Origin of the sequence: Dyadobacter sp., from assembly GCF_039919315.1 — a bacterium.
Lineage (GTDB): Bacteria > Bacteroidota > Bacteroidia > Cytophagales > Spirosomataceae > Dyadobacter.
Map to the genome: position 1 here is coordinate 1 of NZ_JBDSFX010000089.1, position 14,540 is coordinate 14,540.

Consider the following 14,540-nt stretch of genomic DNA (forward strand, 5'->3'; position numbering starts at 1 on the left):
AAGTGATATTTCCGTCGATCAGGCTCGGTTGCGCATTTAATGCTTCTTCTACGGTAATTTCCGGGGTTTCTTCCAGGATTTCGAAAATGCGCTCCGATGCGCCGATGGTTTTGTTGATCTGCGCATACAGATCGCCCATTCCACTAATGGAAGCGCCTATGAATGTGGTATATAGAATAAAAGTAAAAAGATCAGAAAGGCCAAATTCCCCCGCCTGCACCAATGCCGCGCCGTACCATACTACTCCGACGATTCCGCCAAATAATGCGAAAATGATAAATGATACAAAGCCACCACGGAATCTCGCTGCATAAAGAGATAAGTCCACCACGCGTTGCAGGATGGTTTTGTAACGGTTTATTTCCAGCGGCTCATTGGTGAATGCCTTTACGACATTCACGGACTGTAATGTTTCTTCTACTACCACATTAGCCGCGGCGAGTTCGTCCTGCGCCTGGCGGGAGAGCTTGCGCATATGCCGCCCGAAAAATACCGATGCCACCACCAGCACAGGAAAAGTGGCCAGCATGAATAAGGTAAGCTTCCAGGATGTGTAAAACAGGATCGAAATTCCGACGATCAATGTTGCGATCTGGCGGAATATTTCGGCCAATGTAAATGATAACAGGCCCTGTAGCTGTGAAACGTCAGAAGTAATGCGGCTCGTGAGCTCTCCAACGCGGCGTTGTTCCAGAAACGAAATGGGTAATGTGATGATCTTGCTGAAAACATCCGAACGAATGTTGTTCATGGCAAGCTCGCTCACTTTGGTAAACAAATAAATCCTGAAATAAGAGAATATTGCCTGGCATATCAGGATTACAAAGAGCAGGAGGGTGATCTGGTTGATTGTGTACTTCGATTTCCCCTCGATCACTTCGATGATGCTGCCGACGAGTTTTGGAAAGGCGAGTGAGGTAGCGGTTGACAGCGCCAGGAATATGAGCCCTATGATAAATGTACCGCGGTAGGGTCTCAAATATCTAAAAAGGTCGAGGGTGATTTTCAACCCCTGCCAGCTCATTTTCCTTATTTTTAAAGGAGAAACCCGGTCACTATCATTTTCATTGGTAGCCATATAGTGCTTTAAACAATCCTTAATCCGACCATTTTGTTATAAAACGGTTAACGATTAGGCTGCAAAAGTAAGGAATAATATTAAGTAAGCGGTTACCTGAAAATGCAGGTCAGCGCATGGCAACCTTGCGGCCCTCGCGACCGAAAATTTCAGCTTCATTACTACTGTACCAACCTCGGATGAGCCTGTTTGCAGGTATTTCAATGAAGGTATTGACCAAGTAAGCTATGGCAATGCAAATGGAAAATGCCAGGAAAAGTGCGATATAAATATTGAGGTGCAGCTTGTCAGTAAAAGCCGAGATGAGGTGCAGGCCTACATATTGGTGAATGAGGTACAGACAGTAGGAGATTTTACCCAAAAACAACAACGGGCCGAACTTCAAAAATGAAAGCTTTCCCATGATGAAAAGGCCAAATAGCAAGTGGAAAGAGGTTAACAACAGATAATGCGCGGTAGCAGAAATGTGAAACTGCGACCGACCGCCTTTATGATGTAGATAAAAGGATGCGATGAGACTAAAAACGAGCAACGCAATATTTTCAGTCCGCTTTTCGCCTTTTTTGAGTTGGTAAAATAAGATCCCCGAGAAAAATAGGGGAAAATGGTTGAGGAGCTGCACTTTCTTCACCGTGAATTCATAAAAATCGACGTAGTAGGCCGAAAATTGATGAAAAAGCATCATTGAAAGGATAGTAATAAACCCTATCTTGTTGATGTTTCTTATGTTATTGGTTATGAACAATACGAGGATCCATAAGTAAAAAATTATTTCTACCAGTAGGGTCCAGTACGAACCGTCGAGGTCTTCGATCCCGAAATAAACGGGCATCATGGTGGCATTGGCAAAGATCCTGAATGGACTCACGAAATCTGGCTCGGAGAATACTGTAAATCCTAGGGTAATAAACATACAGTACCAAAAAGCAGGATAAAGTCGTGCAAAACGGCTCACTACGAAATCCTGCCACCGTCTGATTTTCATCACGGTCAGGAAGATCACAAAGCCACTGATCATAAAAAATATGTCGACTCCGGTGACACCATAGCTAAATTCCCATCCGAGCAATTTTGCGTTGTCATTGATCGTGAAATGAAACAGGACAACGCTCAGCGCTGCTAGTCCGCGTAGCGCGTCAAGTTCCACCAGACGCGCATCGGGAGATACGGATTGATTGTTAGGATGTTGAGTAAGCATAACAATTTGCTGGCATTGCTGCCGTAGTTTCTGTTTAACGTCGAGTAATATTATTGGCTACTACTAATTTGGAGAAAATTCCCCACATTGGCATTTAAAAAATGAGAAATTTCAAGTGATTTTTAACTATTAAGTATTACATTATCAAATAGTTATAAAATTTTATAAAATTCTTATAAACGCTTACGCAACCGTTATTTTAGTTTCGCCGTATTAGGATAAAAAAGCAAATAGCATGCCCGAGTATAACTCCGCCGTTCTTATTGAACTACTCGACGGCTGTTTACAGAGAAACCGCCGCAGTCAGGAGCTGTTGTATAAACAGTTTTACGGCTATGCTATGAGCATTTGTTTACGCTATACACGGAGCAGGGAAGAGGGAAAAGAGATTCTCAACGATGGATTTATGAAGGTTTTTACAAAACTGGAAAGTTTTGATTCAAGCCGTTCATTTAAAACCTGGTTGGGAAGAATTATGATTAACACAGCGCTGGATCACTACAGGCAGGAAGTACGTAGAGACGTTTTTGACGACGTTGAGGTTGCGGAACATGTTTCTGTGGACGAAACCGTGATAGCGAAACTATCGCATGATGAGCTGCTGGGGTTGATCCAAAAACTTACACCTTCTTACCGGATTGTTTTTAGTTTATCGGTTATTGACGGCTATACACACGAAGAAATTGCAGACCAATTGAACATTTCAGTAGGGGCGTCGAAGTCGAATTTGTCGCGTGCAAGAGAAAAATTGAGAGAGATGTTGTCCAAAATTAATATTGACGATTATGATAGAGTTACCAGATGACGAACTGGATAAACTCTTCAGAAAGTCATCAGAAGAGTTTGATCCACAATTTGATCCGGAAGATTGGAATAGCCTGAAAAAACGTCTGGACGAGACGGATGGAAGAAATCCGGCCGCATGGTTCAGGAAGTGGTGGCCTTTGGGGCTATTGCTGTTGCTCATTCCGGGCGGTATTGCGTCCTATTATTTGTTAAGTAAAGGAGGAGGGAATGAGGCCAGGGTGAAGATCGATACGGTTTCCAGACTGAATGATCCAAAATTGGCAAATACGGAAAGAGTAACTACGGAAAAACAAGTAGCAGTCGAAAGCCGGAAAGCCGACATTATTGCTAAGGCAGAAGATAAAGCGCAATTGGAAAAGGAAAATGCGGTTGTCAATGTAGAGCAACCGGAAAGTGATGGTGTTACAGCAAAGAAAACCGAGGTTTTGGGTTTGAAAAATAGTCCTTCAAATTCTGCAACAGTCAATGCGAAGGAAAAGTCAGAGCGTAAAAAATTAGTCAAAAAGGATGGCCGTCTTTCGGAATCCTCCTCAAAATCAGTGTTGAAGGCCGCTGCTGCAAAAAGCAGCACATCATTGCCCCGGAGCCAGTCTAAGGCAGGCGGAGTGTACTTAGAGCCTAACCGCTCAAAGGTGGAAGGAGGCGACGGGGCTCTTTCATTAGCAGTATCTGATAAAGTACGAAAAAATGACTCCAACGGAACCAATGCCTCCGAACTTGGGGCAAGGCAGGCTATTGGTTCCAATGGGGTTACCAGTGTGGCAGAGGATGAACGAATGTTGATTTCGGCAGCAAACCTTAATAACAGGGCGCTGAGATTGGACAGCAAGGTTCCATATCCTGAGATTATCGCACCGGCTTCAGCATTACCAATTCAGGATGAAGTATTGAAAAATACAGATGAGGAACAAACAAAAAAGGACGAGGTTGTAGAATCTCCTAAATGGGCTGTAAGGCTTGGATACTCTCCCGATTTAACCACTGTCGGTTTTAAAAACCTTACCAAGCCGGGGTCCGCATTTTCATTGTTGTTTGAATACGGAATATCGGAAAGACTGTATCTGCAGACAGGTCTGGCTAGAAGTGTAAAAGACTATTACGCCTTCGCCAGCGATTATAAATTGCCTGGTTACGTGACTGCGGTCAACACCCCTTATGGAGTAGATGGAACTTGTACGATGTACGAAATACCCTTGGGAGTACGATACGATTTAACTCAAACGGCACACTCAAGATGGTTTGCGGGTACCGGGTTTTCATCGTACTATGCTCAGAGTGAGACTTATAAATACCGGTACAAAGACTATGTCCATATGCAGAAACCAGGCTGGAAGGGTAAAACAGGACTATATTTATTTAGTCACGTCAATGCATCCGTCGGCTATGAGCGTACGATCACCAGAAAGCTGTCCATCCTGGCCGAACCCTATATTCGAATTCCTCTGAAAGGTGTTGGCTATGGTAAAGTCAACCTCATTACGACTGGTATGTGGCTGTCCCTTCGCTACACGCCTGCTTTTAGATAATCCCGCAATTCGATTGCCGAATTATATCTGCTAATTTATTTACCATTCATTATTCACTATGGAGACTACAACGCAAGACAAAATGAAAAGAGGGCAGTTCCTGAGAAGCCTTGGGCTGAGCACCTCAACGTTAATGGCATTTTATTGCCTCGGCACCACCATGACGGCCTGCGGCTCCAAGGAGGATGACCCAGATCCTGTTGATCCTAACCCATCAGGCGGAACCGGCGTAACAGGTACGACCACAGGCAGCGCAATTAATTTCACCATTGATCTTACCAAAAACACTTCGCTCAAAACTGCTGGCGAGTTCAAGATATTCGGAGACGTGCTGGTCGCATTCTCTACCAGCAGCACATATGCTGCATTGTCCAAAATTTGTACACATGAAGGAAATACTGTGGGATACAGAAAAGCGCAAAACGATATTCTGTGCCCATTCCATCAGTCTGAGTTTTCGCTCACCGGTGCGGTCGAGCAAGGTCCTGCAGCAGCCCCATTGAAAGCTTATAAAACATCCCTTTCAGCCGACGGAAATACATTGACAGTGACGGCTTAATCACCAATTATTATGAAAATTCTCCGCCTCGTAATGATGTTGATTTGTTCAACTTCATCCATACTCTATGCCCAGGACGATCTGCTGGGCGAGCTTTCCAAGCAGGATAGCGCACAAGCGATCCCGGTAACGGCCACATTCAAATCCACTAGGGTAGTGAATGGTCAGTCAGTCGAAACGATGAAAAAGAAGCATCTCGACTTTCGGATATCTCACCGTTTTGGTAGGCTCAATTCGGGGGCTTACCAGTTCTTCGGCCTCGATCAGGCTACTATGCGTATGGGTTTTGAATACGGGCTCACCGATGATCTGATGATCGGAGTGGGGCGAAGCACGTCTCAGAAAGTTTATGATTTTTTTGGTAAATATAAATTGCTGAAACAATCCAGCGGTGCCAGGAACATTCCGGTTTCGGTTACGCTGTTTGGAGGAACGGGCATCGCGACGCTCAATAAAGAGCTGGAATTCCAGGACAAGCTTTATTACACCGCGCAGGTACTGATCGCACGGAAATTTGGGGAAAGACTATCATTACAACTGTCGCCAACATTCCTGCATCGCAACCGTCCGGAAGTGACGGGTGATGAAAAAGTGCTGCTGGCAGTTGGGATAGGAGGCCGGTTTAAGCTGTCGAAACGTGTTTCCCTCAATGGAGAATACTTTTACACTGCCCGGGAGAAAAACACAGTCAATGCACCTTATTACGATTCAATGTCGTTCGGTGTGGATATAGAGACTGGCGGCCACGTTTTTCAGCTTCATTTTACCAATTCCCTTGGTATGATCGAAAAGCAGTTTATCGGCGAAACAGCCGGAACCTGGGGCAAGGGGGATATCCACTACGGGTTTAACATTTCCCGGACTTTCAGCTTTGATAAAAAGAACAAAAAGAAGCCAACTCACGAATAACATACTATGAAAACGTATTTCTTTCGCATGGTTCTCGCAACCTTGCTAGGTATCACTTTGCATTCAGTTCAGGTTTCGGCGCAGGGAGGCATGTTCGCAGCTACCGCAGGGAATACCCGTTTCTCAGCGTCAACACCTTTGGAAAATATCGAGGCGGAGAATAAAAAGTCGCAGGCTATACTGAACACCACGAACAATGAGATCGCGATCAGAATGAACATGCGTGATTTTGTATTTCCTAATAAGCTGATGCAGGAGCATTTCAACGAAAACTACATTGAATCAGTCAAATACCCGACGGCGACGTTCAGTGGAAAGGTTGATAAGGCACCGGATTATACCAAAGACGGGCAATATGATCTCTCCGCAACCGGGAAATTTACAGTCCACGGCGTGACGAAAGAGAGGACGATTAATGGTAAAATGAAGATTGAAGGAGGTAAGATCACCATTACTTCTGATTTCGAAGTGGCATTGGTTGACCATAAAATTGAAGTTCCCAGTGTTGTTTTTGTGAAAATTGCGCAGGTAATCGGTGTGAAATCGAATTATGTGCTGACTCCGTATAAAAAATAAACGAGACGGGGTCGCCGAGACTTACCAAGTCTGGGCGACCCCGTCTTCAAGACTTGGCAAGTCTTATTATCTCCGGCGACGTCGCCGAGAAGACTTTTTCCTCTTCACCACTTTCTTACGAACAGGAGCCTTCTTAACCGTCTTTTTCCTAACAGGCTCCTTCACCTTTTCTTCCGCAATCTCCTCCTCAACAACAGTAGCTGTCGCGTCATTTTCCACACTTACCGTTTCACCTGATGAAGTTTTACTGGTATAAGGAAGTCTCGTTCCTGTCAGCTGATCAATGTTACTGGTACTCTCGATAGCCCTCAACCTGAATGCGTATGAATAAGTTTTGGTCGGCAGCAGGTAAGCCTCATGTACGCGCGGCGACCAGCTATCGTCTCCGCCGAGTCCCATTTGTGCCAGGTCAATGTTCACAGTCGTCTCAGTACCCCGGCTCAGCGTTGCACCGCGTTTTTTTGCAGCTAATAAATCTTTGTCCGTATAGTCATGTACGTTGAAGTTGAATACAGAGTCACTGATCGCCAGTAGGCCTATCCCTTCCGCATTAGTAATGGTCGCCCAGCGGACATTGGTTTTGTTTCCGTTCTCCTGCGGCGTAATGTAGGCGAAATGCTGATCAGCCACTGAACCCTGATAGAGCCCTATTCTTCCACTGGTTTTGCGATCAGTGTAAGTCTCGTGCGGCCCGTTGCCATACCATTGCGTTTTGTTGAAGGTAGCAGGCATTTGAAACTGCATGCCGACTTTTGCTAACACTGGCCATTCACCACTTGGTGTAAAAGTATTTTTCAAGTAAACATCGCCGGAGGCGTACACCATGTATTCCGAAGCAACTTCCAATTGCCCCTTTAAGGTTTTCAATGTCTGGTTCAGCGTAACTCTATAAATCTGCGTAGTCAGTCTCTGAGTTTTAATGTCGGACGAAACAATTTCCAGCGTGTCCAGTCCCGCCTCACGCCAGCGGGTTGCGTAGCTTTTGGCAGCTCCGCCTTCATCATTATCGGTAGGTACCCGCCAGAAAGTGGGGAAGGGGCCCTGGTCGAGCATTTCTTCTTTCTTATTCTTGAAAGAGGTCATTCTTCCGGCACTTTTATCAAAGGTCACAGAAAAATCCTGCCCGCTGATCTGGACTTTTCCTGAACTGATCTGAGCCACCCGCAGTGGCTTTTCACTATAAAGACTGAGGTTAGGAAGCGGGGCGGAAAGTTTTACAACAGGTACCTGGTGCCAGGCCAGTTCGTGCCCTTTTGGAGCCCACATAGTGGCATCTTTTAGCCTTAAACTGAGGTTAAGAAAATATTCGGAGTGCGGTTTGCTGGTAGCAGGCAGCTCGTATGGAATGGTGATCTGTTGCTTTTGTCGGGCCAGGATATTGAGGTTTGCAATGGTACCGCCTTTGCCAACCGGTTTACCGTTTTCCTGCAATGTCCACACCAGCTCATAACCCTGCAAAGTTTGAAAATCGTAGGCATTGTGGATCGTAATCTGTTTCTGGCCGGGCCTTAATGTGTCGGCAGTCTCGAATCTTACATATTGGTAAACCTTTTTAACTTCGTTCAGCTCGGGTTGAGGCGTGCGATCAGGATTTACGAGTCCGTCACCTGCATTGGCGCCGTCGATATAATTGAAATAATCCCAATAAGTGCTGCCGTCTGGTTTTTTTAATTTTAATCCCTGGTCAACCCAGTCCCAGATGAAGCCGCCCTGCATGGTCGGGTACTTTTCAATCACGTCCCAATATTCTTTGAGATTACCAATGCTATTACCCATTCCGTGAGCATATTCGCAAATGATCAATGGGCGCGTCTTGTCCTTTTTGACCAGCTCGATCATATCCTGTGTGGAAGGATACATGACCGAAATGATGTCGAAACTGCTCAATGTAGTCGGTTTGTAGTCTTTCCTTCCCTCGTAATGAATGGGCCTCGTAGGGTCAGCCAGGCGGATAAAGTCGCCCATTGCTGTAAAATTCTGTCCCATTCCCGATTCATTTCCCAACGACCAGATGATCACGGATGGATGGTTTTTATCCCGTTCCACCATAGCATTACCTCGCGCCAGAAACGCGGACCGCCATTGCGGATTATCGGCCAGGATCACATTGCGGCTCCATAGTTCGTGACTTTCAATGTTGGCTTCGTCTACCACATACAAGCCATACTGATCGCAAAGGTCATACCATTCCGAAGTGTTGGGGTAATGCGACGTCCTCACGGCATTGATGTTGTTTTGTTTCATCAATGTTATGTCCCGGATCATGGATTCGCGACTGATCACCCGCCCCGTTTCCGGGTCGAATTCATGACGGTTTACGCCTTTAATGGTAATTGCCTTTCCGTTAACGAGTAGTTGCCCACCTTTCACCTTCACCTCCCTGAACCCCACACGCTGGCTCGCCGCTTCGATCACTTTCCCATCCGAATTCATGAGCTGGATCGAGAGTGTGTATAAGTTTGGCATTTCAGCGCTCCATTTGGCAGGGTTGGCTACCGGTATTTCTACCCGTACCGAACCTTCTTTGGAGGGTTCCAATGTACCTACCATCTGGCTCTCGGGGGTGGCCGCAACCGATTTGCTGGCGTCATACAATGTAAATAAAACCTGATGGGCATGAATGGCTTCGGTGCTGTAATTCTTTACAAAAGCACTTAATTTCAATGTTGCATTTTCGTAGTTCGCGTCCAGAATCGTCCTCACGGAATAGTCTGTCAGTATCACTTTTGGGCGGACCAGCAGGTTCACATCCCGGAATATCCCCGACAAGCGCCAGTAGTCCTGATCTTCCAGGTAGCTGCCGTCCGACCAGTTGATCACCTGCACCGCCAGTTGGTTGATCCCGGATTTGACATCATCGGTCACCTCAAATTCAAATGGCGTCATTCCGTCCTCGTGGTAGCCGATCGCCTCGCCATTGAGCCACACATAACATGCTGATTGTACCCCGCCAAACTGTAAGAAAATCTGCTTGTCTTTGGCAGCCTCCCCAACGGTAAATGAGGTCCTGTACATCCCTACCGAATTAGTATCAGCTGTAATGCGGGGCGGATTAGCTTTAAATGGATGCTTAATGTTGGTAAATATCGGACGATCGTAATTGCGGCCTTCTCTTGCCCCAAAAACCTGCCAGTTGGACGGTACCGGAATGGTTTCCCAGCTGGCATCTGAAAGCTTCGGATCATAAAAATTAGGTAATGCTTTGGAGGGGTGCGAGGCCCATTTAAATTTCCAGGTACCATTCAGCGACTGGACAAATGGCGTCTTTTTGTCCATTAACAAAGCACCTTTTTCAGTCGGGTACGGCGTAAAATCGGCGCGTGGCTTTTCAGTATTAATGCTGATTACCTGCGGGTCCTGCCATTCAGGGATGGCCTGAGAATGACCTTTGAAAGAAAGGATTACAAGAAAAAAACCTAGTAAAGTTAACCCATAACGAATGGAGAGGTGCATATAACTTCTTGATAACAGATATTTGGCGATGTATATGAAATAGCAGGAGGTACCGGCAGCTTCATTTTTTTGCTAAAATTATAGATTATCAAAAAGAAACAGATGTAAATCAATATCATCATGAAGTTTTATTTGAATAATGCCTTTATTTTGCTTGTGGATGTAAATTCTTCACTATGCTTTTAGCCGTCGACGTTGGCAATACTGATACTGTTTTTGGGTTATATCAATCTGGTGACTGGGATTATATATGGCGCACGAGATCGCTGGTGCAGGAGAATGAGATACATTATGAATCGAAGCTCCGCCTGCATTTTCTGGAAGCAGGATTGTGGTTTGGCGATGTTGAAACAGTGGTTTTGAGTAGCGTAGTGCCTGCATTGACTCCTGCGATCCTGAAAATGCTTCGAACGCTTTTTGGAGAAGATGTGATTGTGGTGGGTCCCGACATTTATCCGGGTCTATCGATTGCCATCGAGCATCCGCACGAAATCGGTGCAGACCTCATTGCCAATGCCGTAGCTGTGATGAACCGCTATCACGAAAATTGCGTCATTGTGGACTTTGGAACGGCCCTTACTTTCACGACCGTGTCGAAGGATAGAAAAATATTGGGCGTTGCTATTCTGCCGGGCCTGGTTACGGCGGTGAAGGCATTGTTTGCCAACACCGCACAATTGCCCGAGGTACCGCTTAAACTCCCGACTTCTGCTATCGGTAAAAACACAACGGAAGCCATTCAGGCAGGCATTTTGCTGGGTTATGAAGGCTTGGTAAAATCATTGCTGCAACGTATCCGCACGGAGCTGGGAGGGGAATGTATAGCAGTCGCAACCGGCGGATTGTCGTCGATTATTGAGACATTGAAAGACGAATTTGTTGAAATAGACCGAAAACTGACGCTCGACGGACTTCGTGTGATAGGAGAAAGTATCAGGGCTTAATGGCGGAAATGCCCACTGCTGATCAGTAGATAATCATTTACCGGCTGATTGTATAAGTAAACCCAGCACGGAATTACAGATCGTGATTCCGTAGTGATCGGAACAATGCGGCGAACGTACAAACTTGCGCTTTCGTCTTCAAAAACATCTTCATACTCGTCCAGCTCCTTTAATAAATCATTCCCTGGTGCCAACAGGTAAATCTCCCCGTGCACTTTGCCATCCGAGTTTACGTCAAAAATAGCTCCGGGATACCAGGTGATCTGGTACAAAAAACCATTGAAATAACCCTTGCCCGCATAGGTCGATAACTTGTGCAGTTTTTCAGCGAAAGAGTTTTGAAATCCCTGCATTAGTGTGCCGTATGTAAATAAATAGCCTAGGTCGGAGGTCATGGTAACGAAGGTGTGGGGCAAATTGTTAATAGTAATAAATTATAGAACTTTTCCATTCTTCTACCAGAAGCCAAACAGATCTGCTAATATAATAAGTGTATTTTTCTTATATTTACATGTAAAGCTTTTCAACTTACTAATATACAGTTATGTACGAAAAGAACCTCGGTACAAAACAAAAAGCGTTAAGGATCAACCTGGATCGCAGAATTTACGGGTCGTTCGCTGAAATAGGGGCAGGCCAGGAAACAGCTGCGTACTTTTTTAAAGCCGGCGGGGCATCCGGCACAGTGGCCAAGACGATGTCCGCGTATGACATGACGTTCAGTGATGCAATATATGGAACGGAAGAGGGAGGAAGATATGTAGTGGAATCCCGGTTGATGAAAATGTTGAACCGGGAATATAATCTGGTTGAAAAGCGGCTTTCGGAGAAACGTGGCGCCGACAGTCAGTTTTTTGCTTTTGCCAATACCGTAGTGGCGCTCAATTTTCAGAAAACCAATGAATCACACGGCTGGATCGGGTTACAGTTTCAGCTGACACCGATGGGGCCTACCAATTACATGGTGATCCACGTGCGGATGCGTGACGATGAAAATATTCTTCAGCAGCAGGCGCTCGGTATCATTGGAGTTAACTTGATGTACGGCTGTTTTTTCTATTATAAATCGCCGGAAGTCCTGTTATTGTCGCTCATGGATGACCTGACGATCGACCGGATCGAAATTGATATGGTACGTTTCAGCGGGCCCGATTTCGCCAAAGTGGACAATCGATTGATGAGTTTGCGACTGGTCAAAAATGGTTTTACAGACGCCGCATTGTTTGGAAGCGATGGCGGCGTTTTGCAGCCTTCGGAGGCATTATATAAAAAGCACATTCTCATGTTGCGCGGCCGCCTGAGGCCTATTACCAATGTGCACATTGACCTGATCAGCAATGGCCAGAAGCAATTTTTGGCTGAACCGGATGTAGACGAATCCAAAGTAGTACTCATTTCGGAGCTTACTTTGCATAATCTCAAAGGCGGTGATCGTGACATTGACGAGAAGGATTTCCTCGACCGCGTGGATATTCTTTGTTCGCTGGGTCACATGGTAATGATCTCCAATCACCACGAATATTATCGTTTGGTAGCTTATTTGTCAAGATTAACAAAATTGAAGGCCGGACTTTTGCTGGGTAGCCCGAGTTTGCAGGATATTTTTGAAGAAAAGCATTACGAATTTCTTCCTGGCGGCATCCTCGAATCATTTGCAACATTGTTCAGCCGAAAAGTAAAGCTGTTCATTTATCCAACATTACAACCCGACGGATCGGTTTACAGCTGCGAGAATTTTGTTGTTCCCGATCACCTGAGGCCATTATTCCAGTATCTGGTCATTAATGATAAGATCGAGGATATCGTGAATTATAACAAAGAACACATGCACATTACTACGGATAGTGTTCTTGAAAAAATAAAAAGAGGTGAGCCGGGCTGGGAAAAGCTGGTACCGGAAAATGTAGCTCAGATCATCAAGGAAAAATCACTTTTTGGGTTGCCCAACGAAGATAATTATGTGGATACTGTCAAACAGATCCATCAGGCTGTGGGAAATCTTTGAATTTTTTTGCCACGAATGCACGAATGTTCACGAATAAATACTGCTATTCGTGAACATTCGTGCATTCGTGGCATTTAAAATAAATGACCCGCCGCCGCAGGAGTAGCCCAAAGTAGCAAATTGCTTTTTGCTATAAATTAAATCCTGCATGGCCGAGATTCGCAATCCACCTACAACCTTCTCAGGAAGAATTCGTTACCTCGGACCGGGCTTTATTCTTTCGGCTGCCATTGTGGGCTCCGGGGAGCTCATTGCTACCACCGCATTAGGGGCCAAAGCAGGTTTTGTTATGTTTTGGCTGATCATACTGAGTTGTCTGGTGAAAGTAGCATTACAGCTGGAATTCGGTAAAAACGCCATTTATACCGGTACTTTTATCATGCATAACTTCAATCAGCTGCCGGGCGTAAAATTAGGAAAATCACATTGGAGCATTTGGTTATGGCTATCCTTGCAAGGGCTAAAACTGTTGCAGGTTGGCGGTATCGTGGGTGGCGCGGCCATTGTGTTGAACATGGGCTTTCCCTTTATTTCTGTCAATCTCTGGGCGATTATTTCGGTGCTGGTGACTTCTTTTCTGGTGTACCGAGGCAATTACGGGGCCATTGAAAAAGGAGCGCTGGTGATGATCATTCTGTTTACTGTGGTCATTCTGGTTTCCTTGCTATTGCTGCAAGGAACGAAATACGCCATTCATTGGGATCAGTTGAAAACCGGTCTTCAGTTCTCCCTGCCTGTCGGAATGGTCGCTATGGCATTCGGGGCTTTTGGGATTACCGGCGTAGGTGGCGACGAGATCATGTACTATAACTATTGGTGCATTGAAAAAGGTTATGCGGCGTATACAGGCCCGAATGACGGAAGTAGGGAATGGGCCGAACGCGCAAAAGGCTGGTTCAAAGTCATGTATCTTGATGCGGTGCTTTCAATGGTAGTTTATACCATTGTTACCGCGGCTTTTTACTTGCTCGGGGCCGCCGTTTTGCACGACGGAGGAGCCGTGCCGGAGGGTTACGACATGATCGAGGTGTTGTCCCGCATATTTACTGAAACGCTCGGTTCCTGGGCCAAGACATTGTTCCTGGTAGGCGCTTTTTTTGTATTGTACTCCACCTTATTCACTGCTACTGCGAGCTGGGCAAGGGTTTGGGGCGATGCATTTGGCCAGCTAGGATGGATGAAATTTGATACGCCTGCCCAGCAGCGCAAATCAATTGCCATATTTTCGTGGGTTTTGCCGGCCGTATGGTGTATCCTTTATCTGTTTTTACAAGCACCGGTAAGAATGGTGATCCTGGGCGGAATTGCTACTTCTATTCTGTTATTGCTGATCGTGTACGTCTCGCTGGTATTTCGGTATCGCGAGCTGCCTGCTTCGCTTTCTCCCTCAGTCACTTATGATATATTTTTCTGGATCAGTGTCGCCTCCATCCTGATCGTTAGCGGATACGGAATTTTACAAATCATGTGAATCAGTATAGTACT

General features: G+C 45.6%; 12 protein-coding genes. 8 read left to right on the plus strand and 4 right to left on the minus strand.

The genetic code is table 11. The annotated features are described in order from the left end of the window. Both ABIO93_RS24500 and ABIO93_RS24505 read right to left on the minus strand, forming a co-directional pair. Positions 1-1,078: ABC transporter transmembrane domain-containing protein (locus ABIO93_RS24500; RefSeq protein WP_348072631.1), on the minus strand; the 1,078-nt coding region annotated here is incomplete at its 3' end. Positions 1,079-1,187: 109 nt separating this feature from the next. Beyond that, positions 1,188-2,276 (minus strand): acyltransferase, encoded by a 1,089-nt coding sequence (locus tag ABIO93_RS24505; RefSeq protein ID WP_348072632.1) that lies wholly within the window; start codon positions 2,274-2,276, stop codon positions 1,188-1,190. A 235-nt stretch (positions 2,277-2,511) separates the two neighbouring features. On the opposite strand from ABIO93_RS24505, the gene ABIO93_RS24510 reads away from it, so the two are divergent. The 5 genes from ABIO93_RS24510 to ABIO93_RS24530 all read left to right on the plus strand — a co-directional run bounded on the left by ABIO93_RS24510 (position 2,512) and on the right by ABIO93_RS24530 (position 6,653). Then, positions 2,512-3,081: an RNA polymerase sigma factor gene (locus tag ABIO93_RS24510; RefSeq protein ID WP_348072633.1), complete on the plus strand. Its 570-nt coding sequence runs from the start codon at positions 2,512-2,514 to the stop codon at positions 3,079-3,081. After that, positions 3,062-4,609 (plus strand): hypothetical protein, encoded by a 1,548-nt coding sequence (locus ABIO93_RS24515; RefSeq protein WP_348072634.1) that lies wholly within the window; start codon positions 3,062-3,064, stop codon positions 4,607-4,609. The genes ABIO93_RS24510 and ABIO93_RS24515 overlap by 20 nt, the downstream gene beginning before the upstream one ends. Positions 4,610-4,691: 82 nt before the next feature. Beyond that, the gene (locus ABIO93_RS24520) at positions 4,692-5,168 is read left to right on the plus strand and encodes a Rieske (2Fe-2S) protein (RefSeq protein ID WP_348072635.1); all 477 of its coding nucleotides are present in this window, start codon (positions 4,692-4,694) and stop codon (positions 5,166-5,168) included. Between the two features lie 12 nt (positions 5,169-5,180). Next, a complete protein-coding gene (locus ABIO93_RS24525) occupies positions 5,181-6,077 on the plus strand; it encodes a DUF5777 family beta-barrel protein (RefSeq protein WP_348072636.1) in 897 nt (298 codons plus the stop codon). Between the two features lie 6 nt (positions 6,078-6,083). Continuing rightward, positions 6,084-6,653 carry a YceI family protein gene (locus tag ABIO93_RS24530; RefSeq protein ID WP_348072637.1) on the plus strand — a complete coding sequence of 190 codons (570 nt, stop codon included), beginning with the start codon at positions 6,084-6,086 and terminating at the stop codon, positions 6,651-6,653. A 66-nt stretch (positions 6,654-6,719) separates the two neighbouring features. On the opposite strand, the gene ABIO93_RS24535 is transcribed toward ABIO93_RS24530, so the two are convergent. Beyond that, positions 6,720-10,106 carry a glycoside hydrolase family 2 TIM barrel-domain containing protein gene (locus tag ABIO93_RS24535; RefSeq protein ID WP_348072638.1) on the minus strand — a complete coding sequence of 1,129 codons (3,387 nt, stop codon included), beginning with the start codon at positions 10,104-10,106 and terminating at the stop codon, positions 6,720-6,722. A 176-nt stretch (positions 10,107-10,282) separates the two neighbouring features. Here ABIO93_RS24535 and ABIO93_RS24540 point away from each other — a divergent pair, with 176 nt between their 5' ends. After that, positions 10,283-11,050, plus strand: coding sequence for a type III pantothenate kinase (locus ABIO93_RS24540; RefSeq protein WP_348072639.1), 768 nt, complete (start codon positions 10,283-10,285; stop codon positions 11,048-11,050). On the opposite strand, the gene ABIO93_RS24545 is transcribed toward ABIO93_RS24540, so the two are convergent. After that, entirely contained in the window at positions 11,047-11,445 is a 399-nt protein-coding gene (locus ABIO93_RS24545) for a gamma-glutamylcyclotransferase family protein (protein WP_348072640.1), read from the minus strand. The genes ABIO93_RS24540 and ABIO93_RS24545 overlap by 4 nt on opposite strands. A gap of 149 nt (positions 11,446-11,594) precedes the next feature. Between ABIO93_RS24545 and ABIO93_RS24550 the strand changes: the two genes are divergently transcribed. Both ABIO93_RS24550 and ABIO93_RS24555 read left to right on the plus strand, forming a co-directional pair. Continuing rightward, positions 11,595-13,055, plus strand: a complete 1,461-nt coding sequence (locus tag ABIO93_RS24550) for a TonB-dependent receptor (RefSeq protein WP_348072641.1) — start codon at positions 11,595-11,597, stop codon at positions 13,053-13,055. Between the two features lie 148 nt (positions 13,056-13,203). Then, entirely contained in the window at positions 13,204-14,526 is a 1,323-nt protein-coding gene (locus ABIO93_RS24555; protein ID WP_348072642.1) for an Nramp family divalent metal transporter, read from the plus strand. The last annotated feature ends 14 nt before the right edge of the window (positions 14,527-14,540 follow it).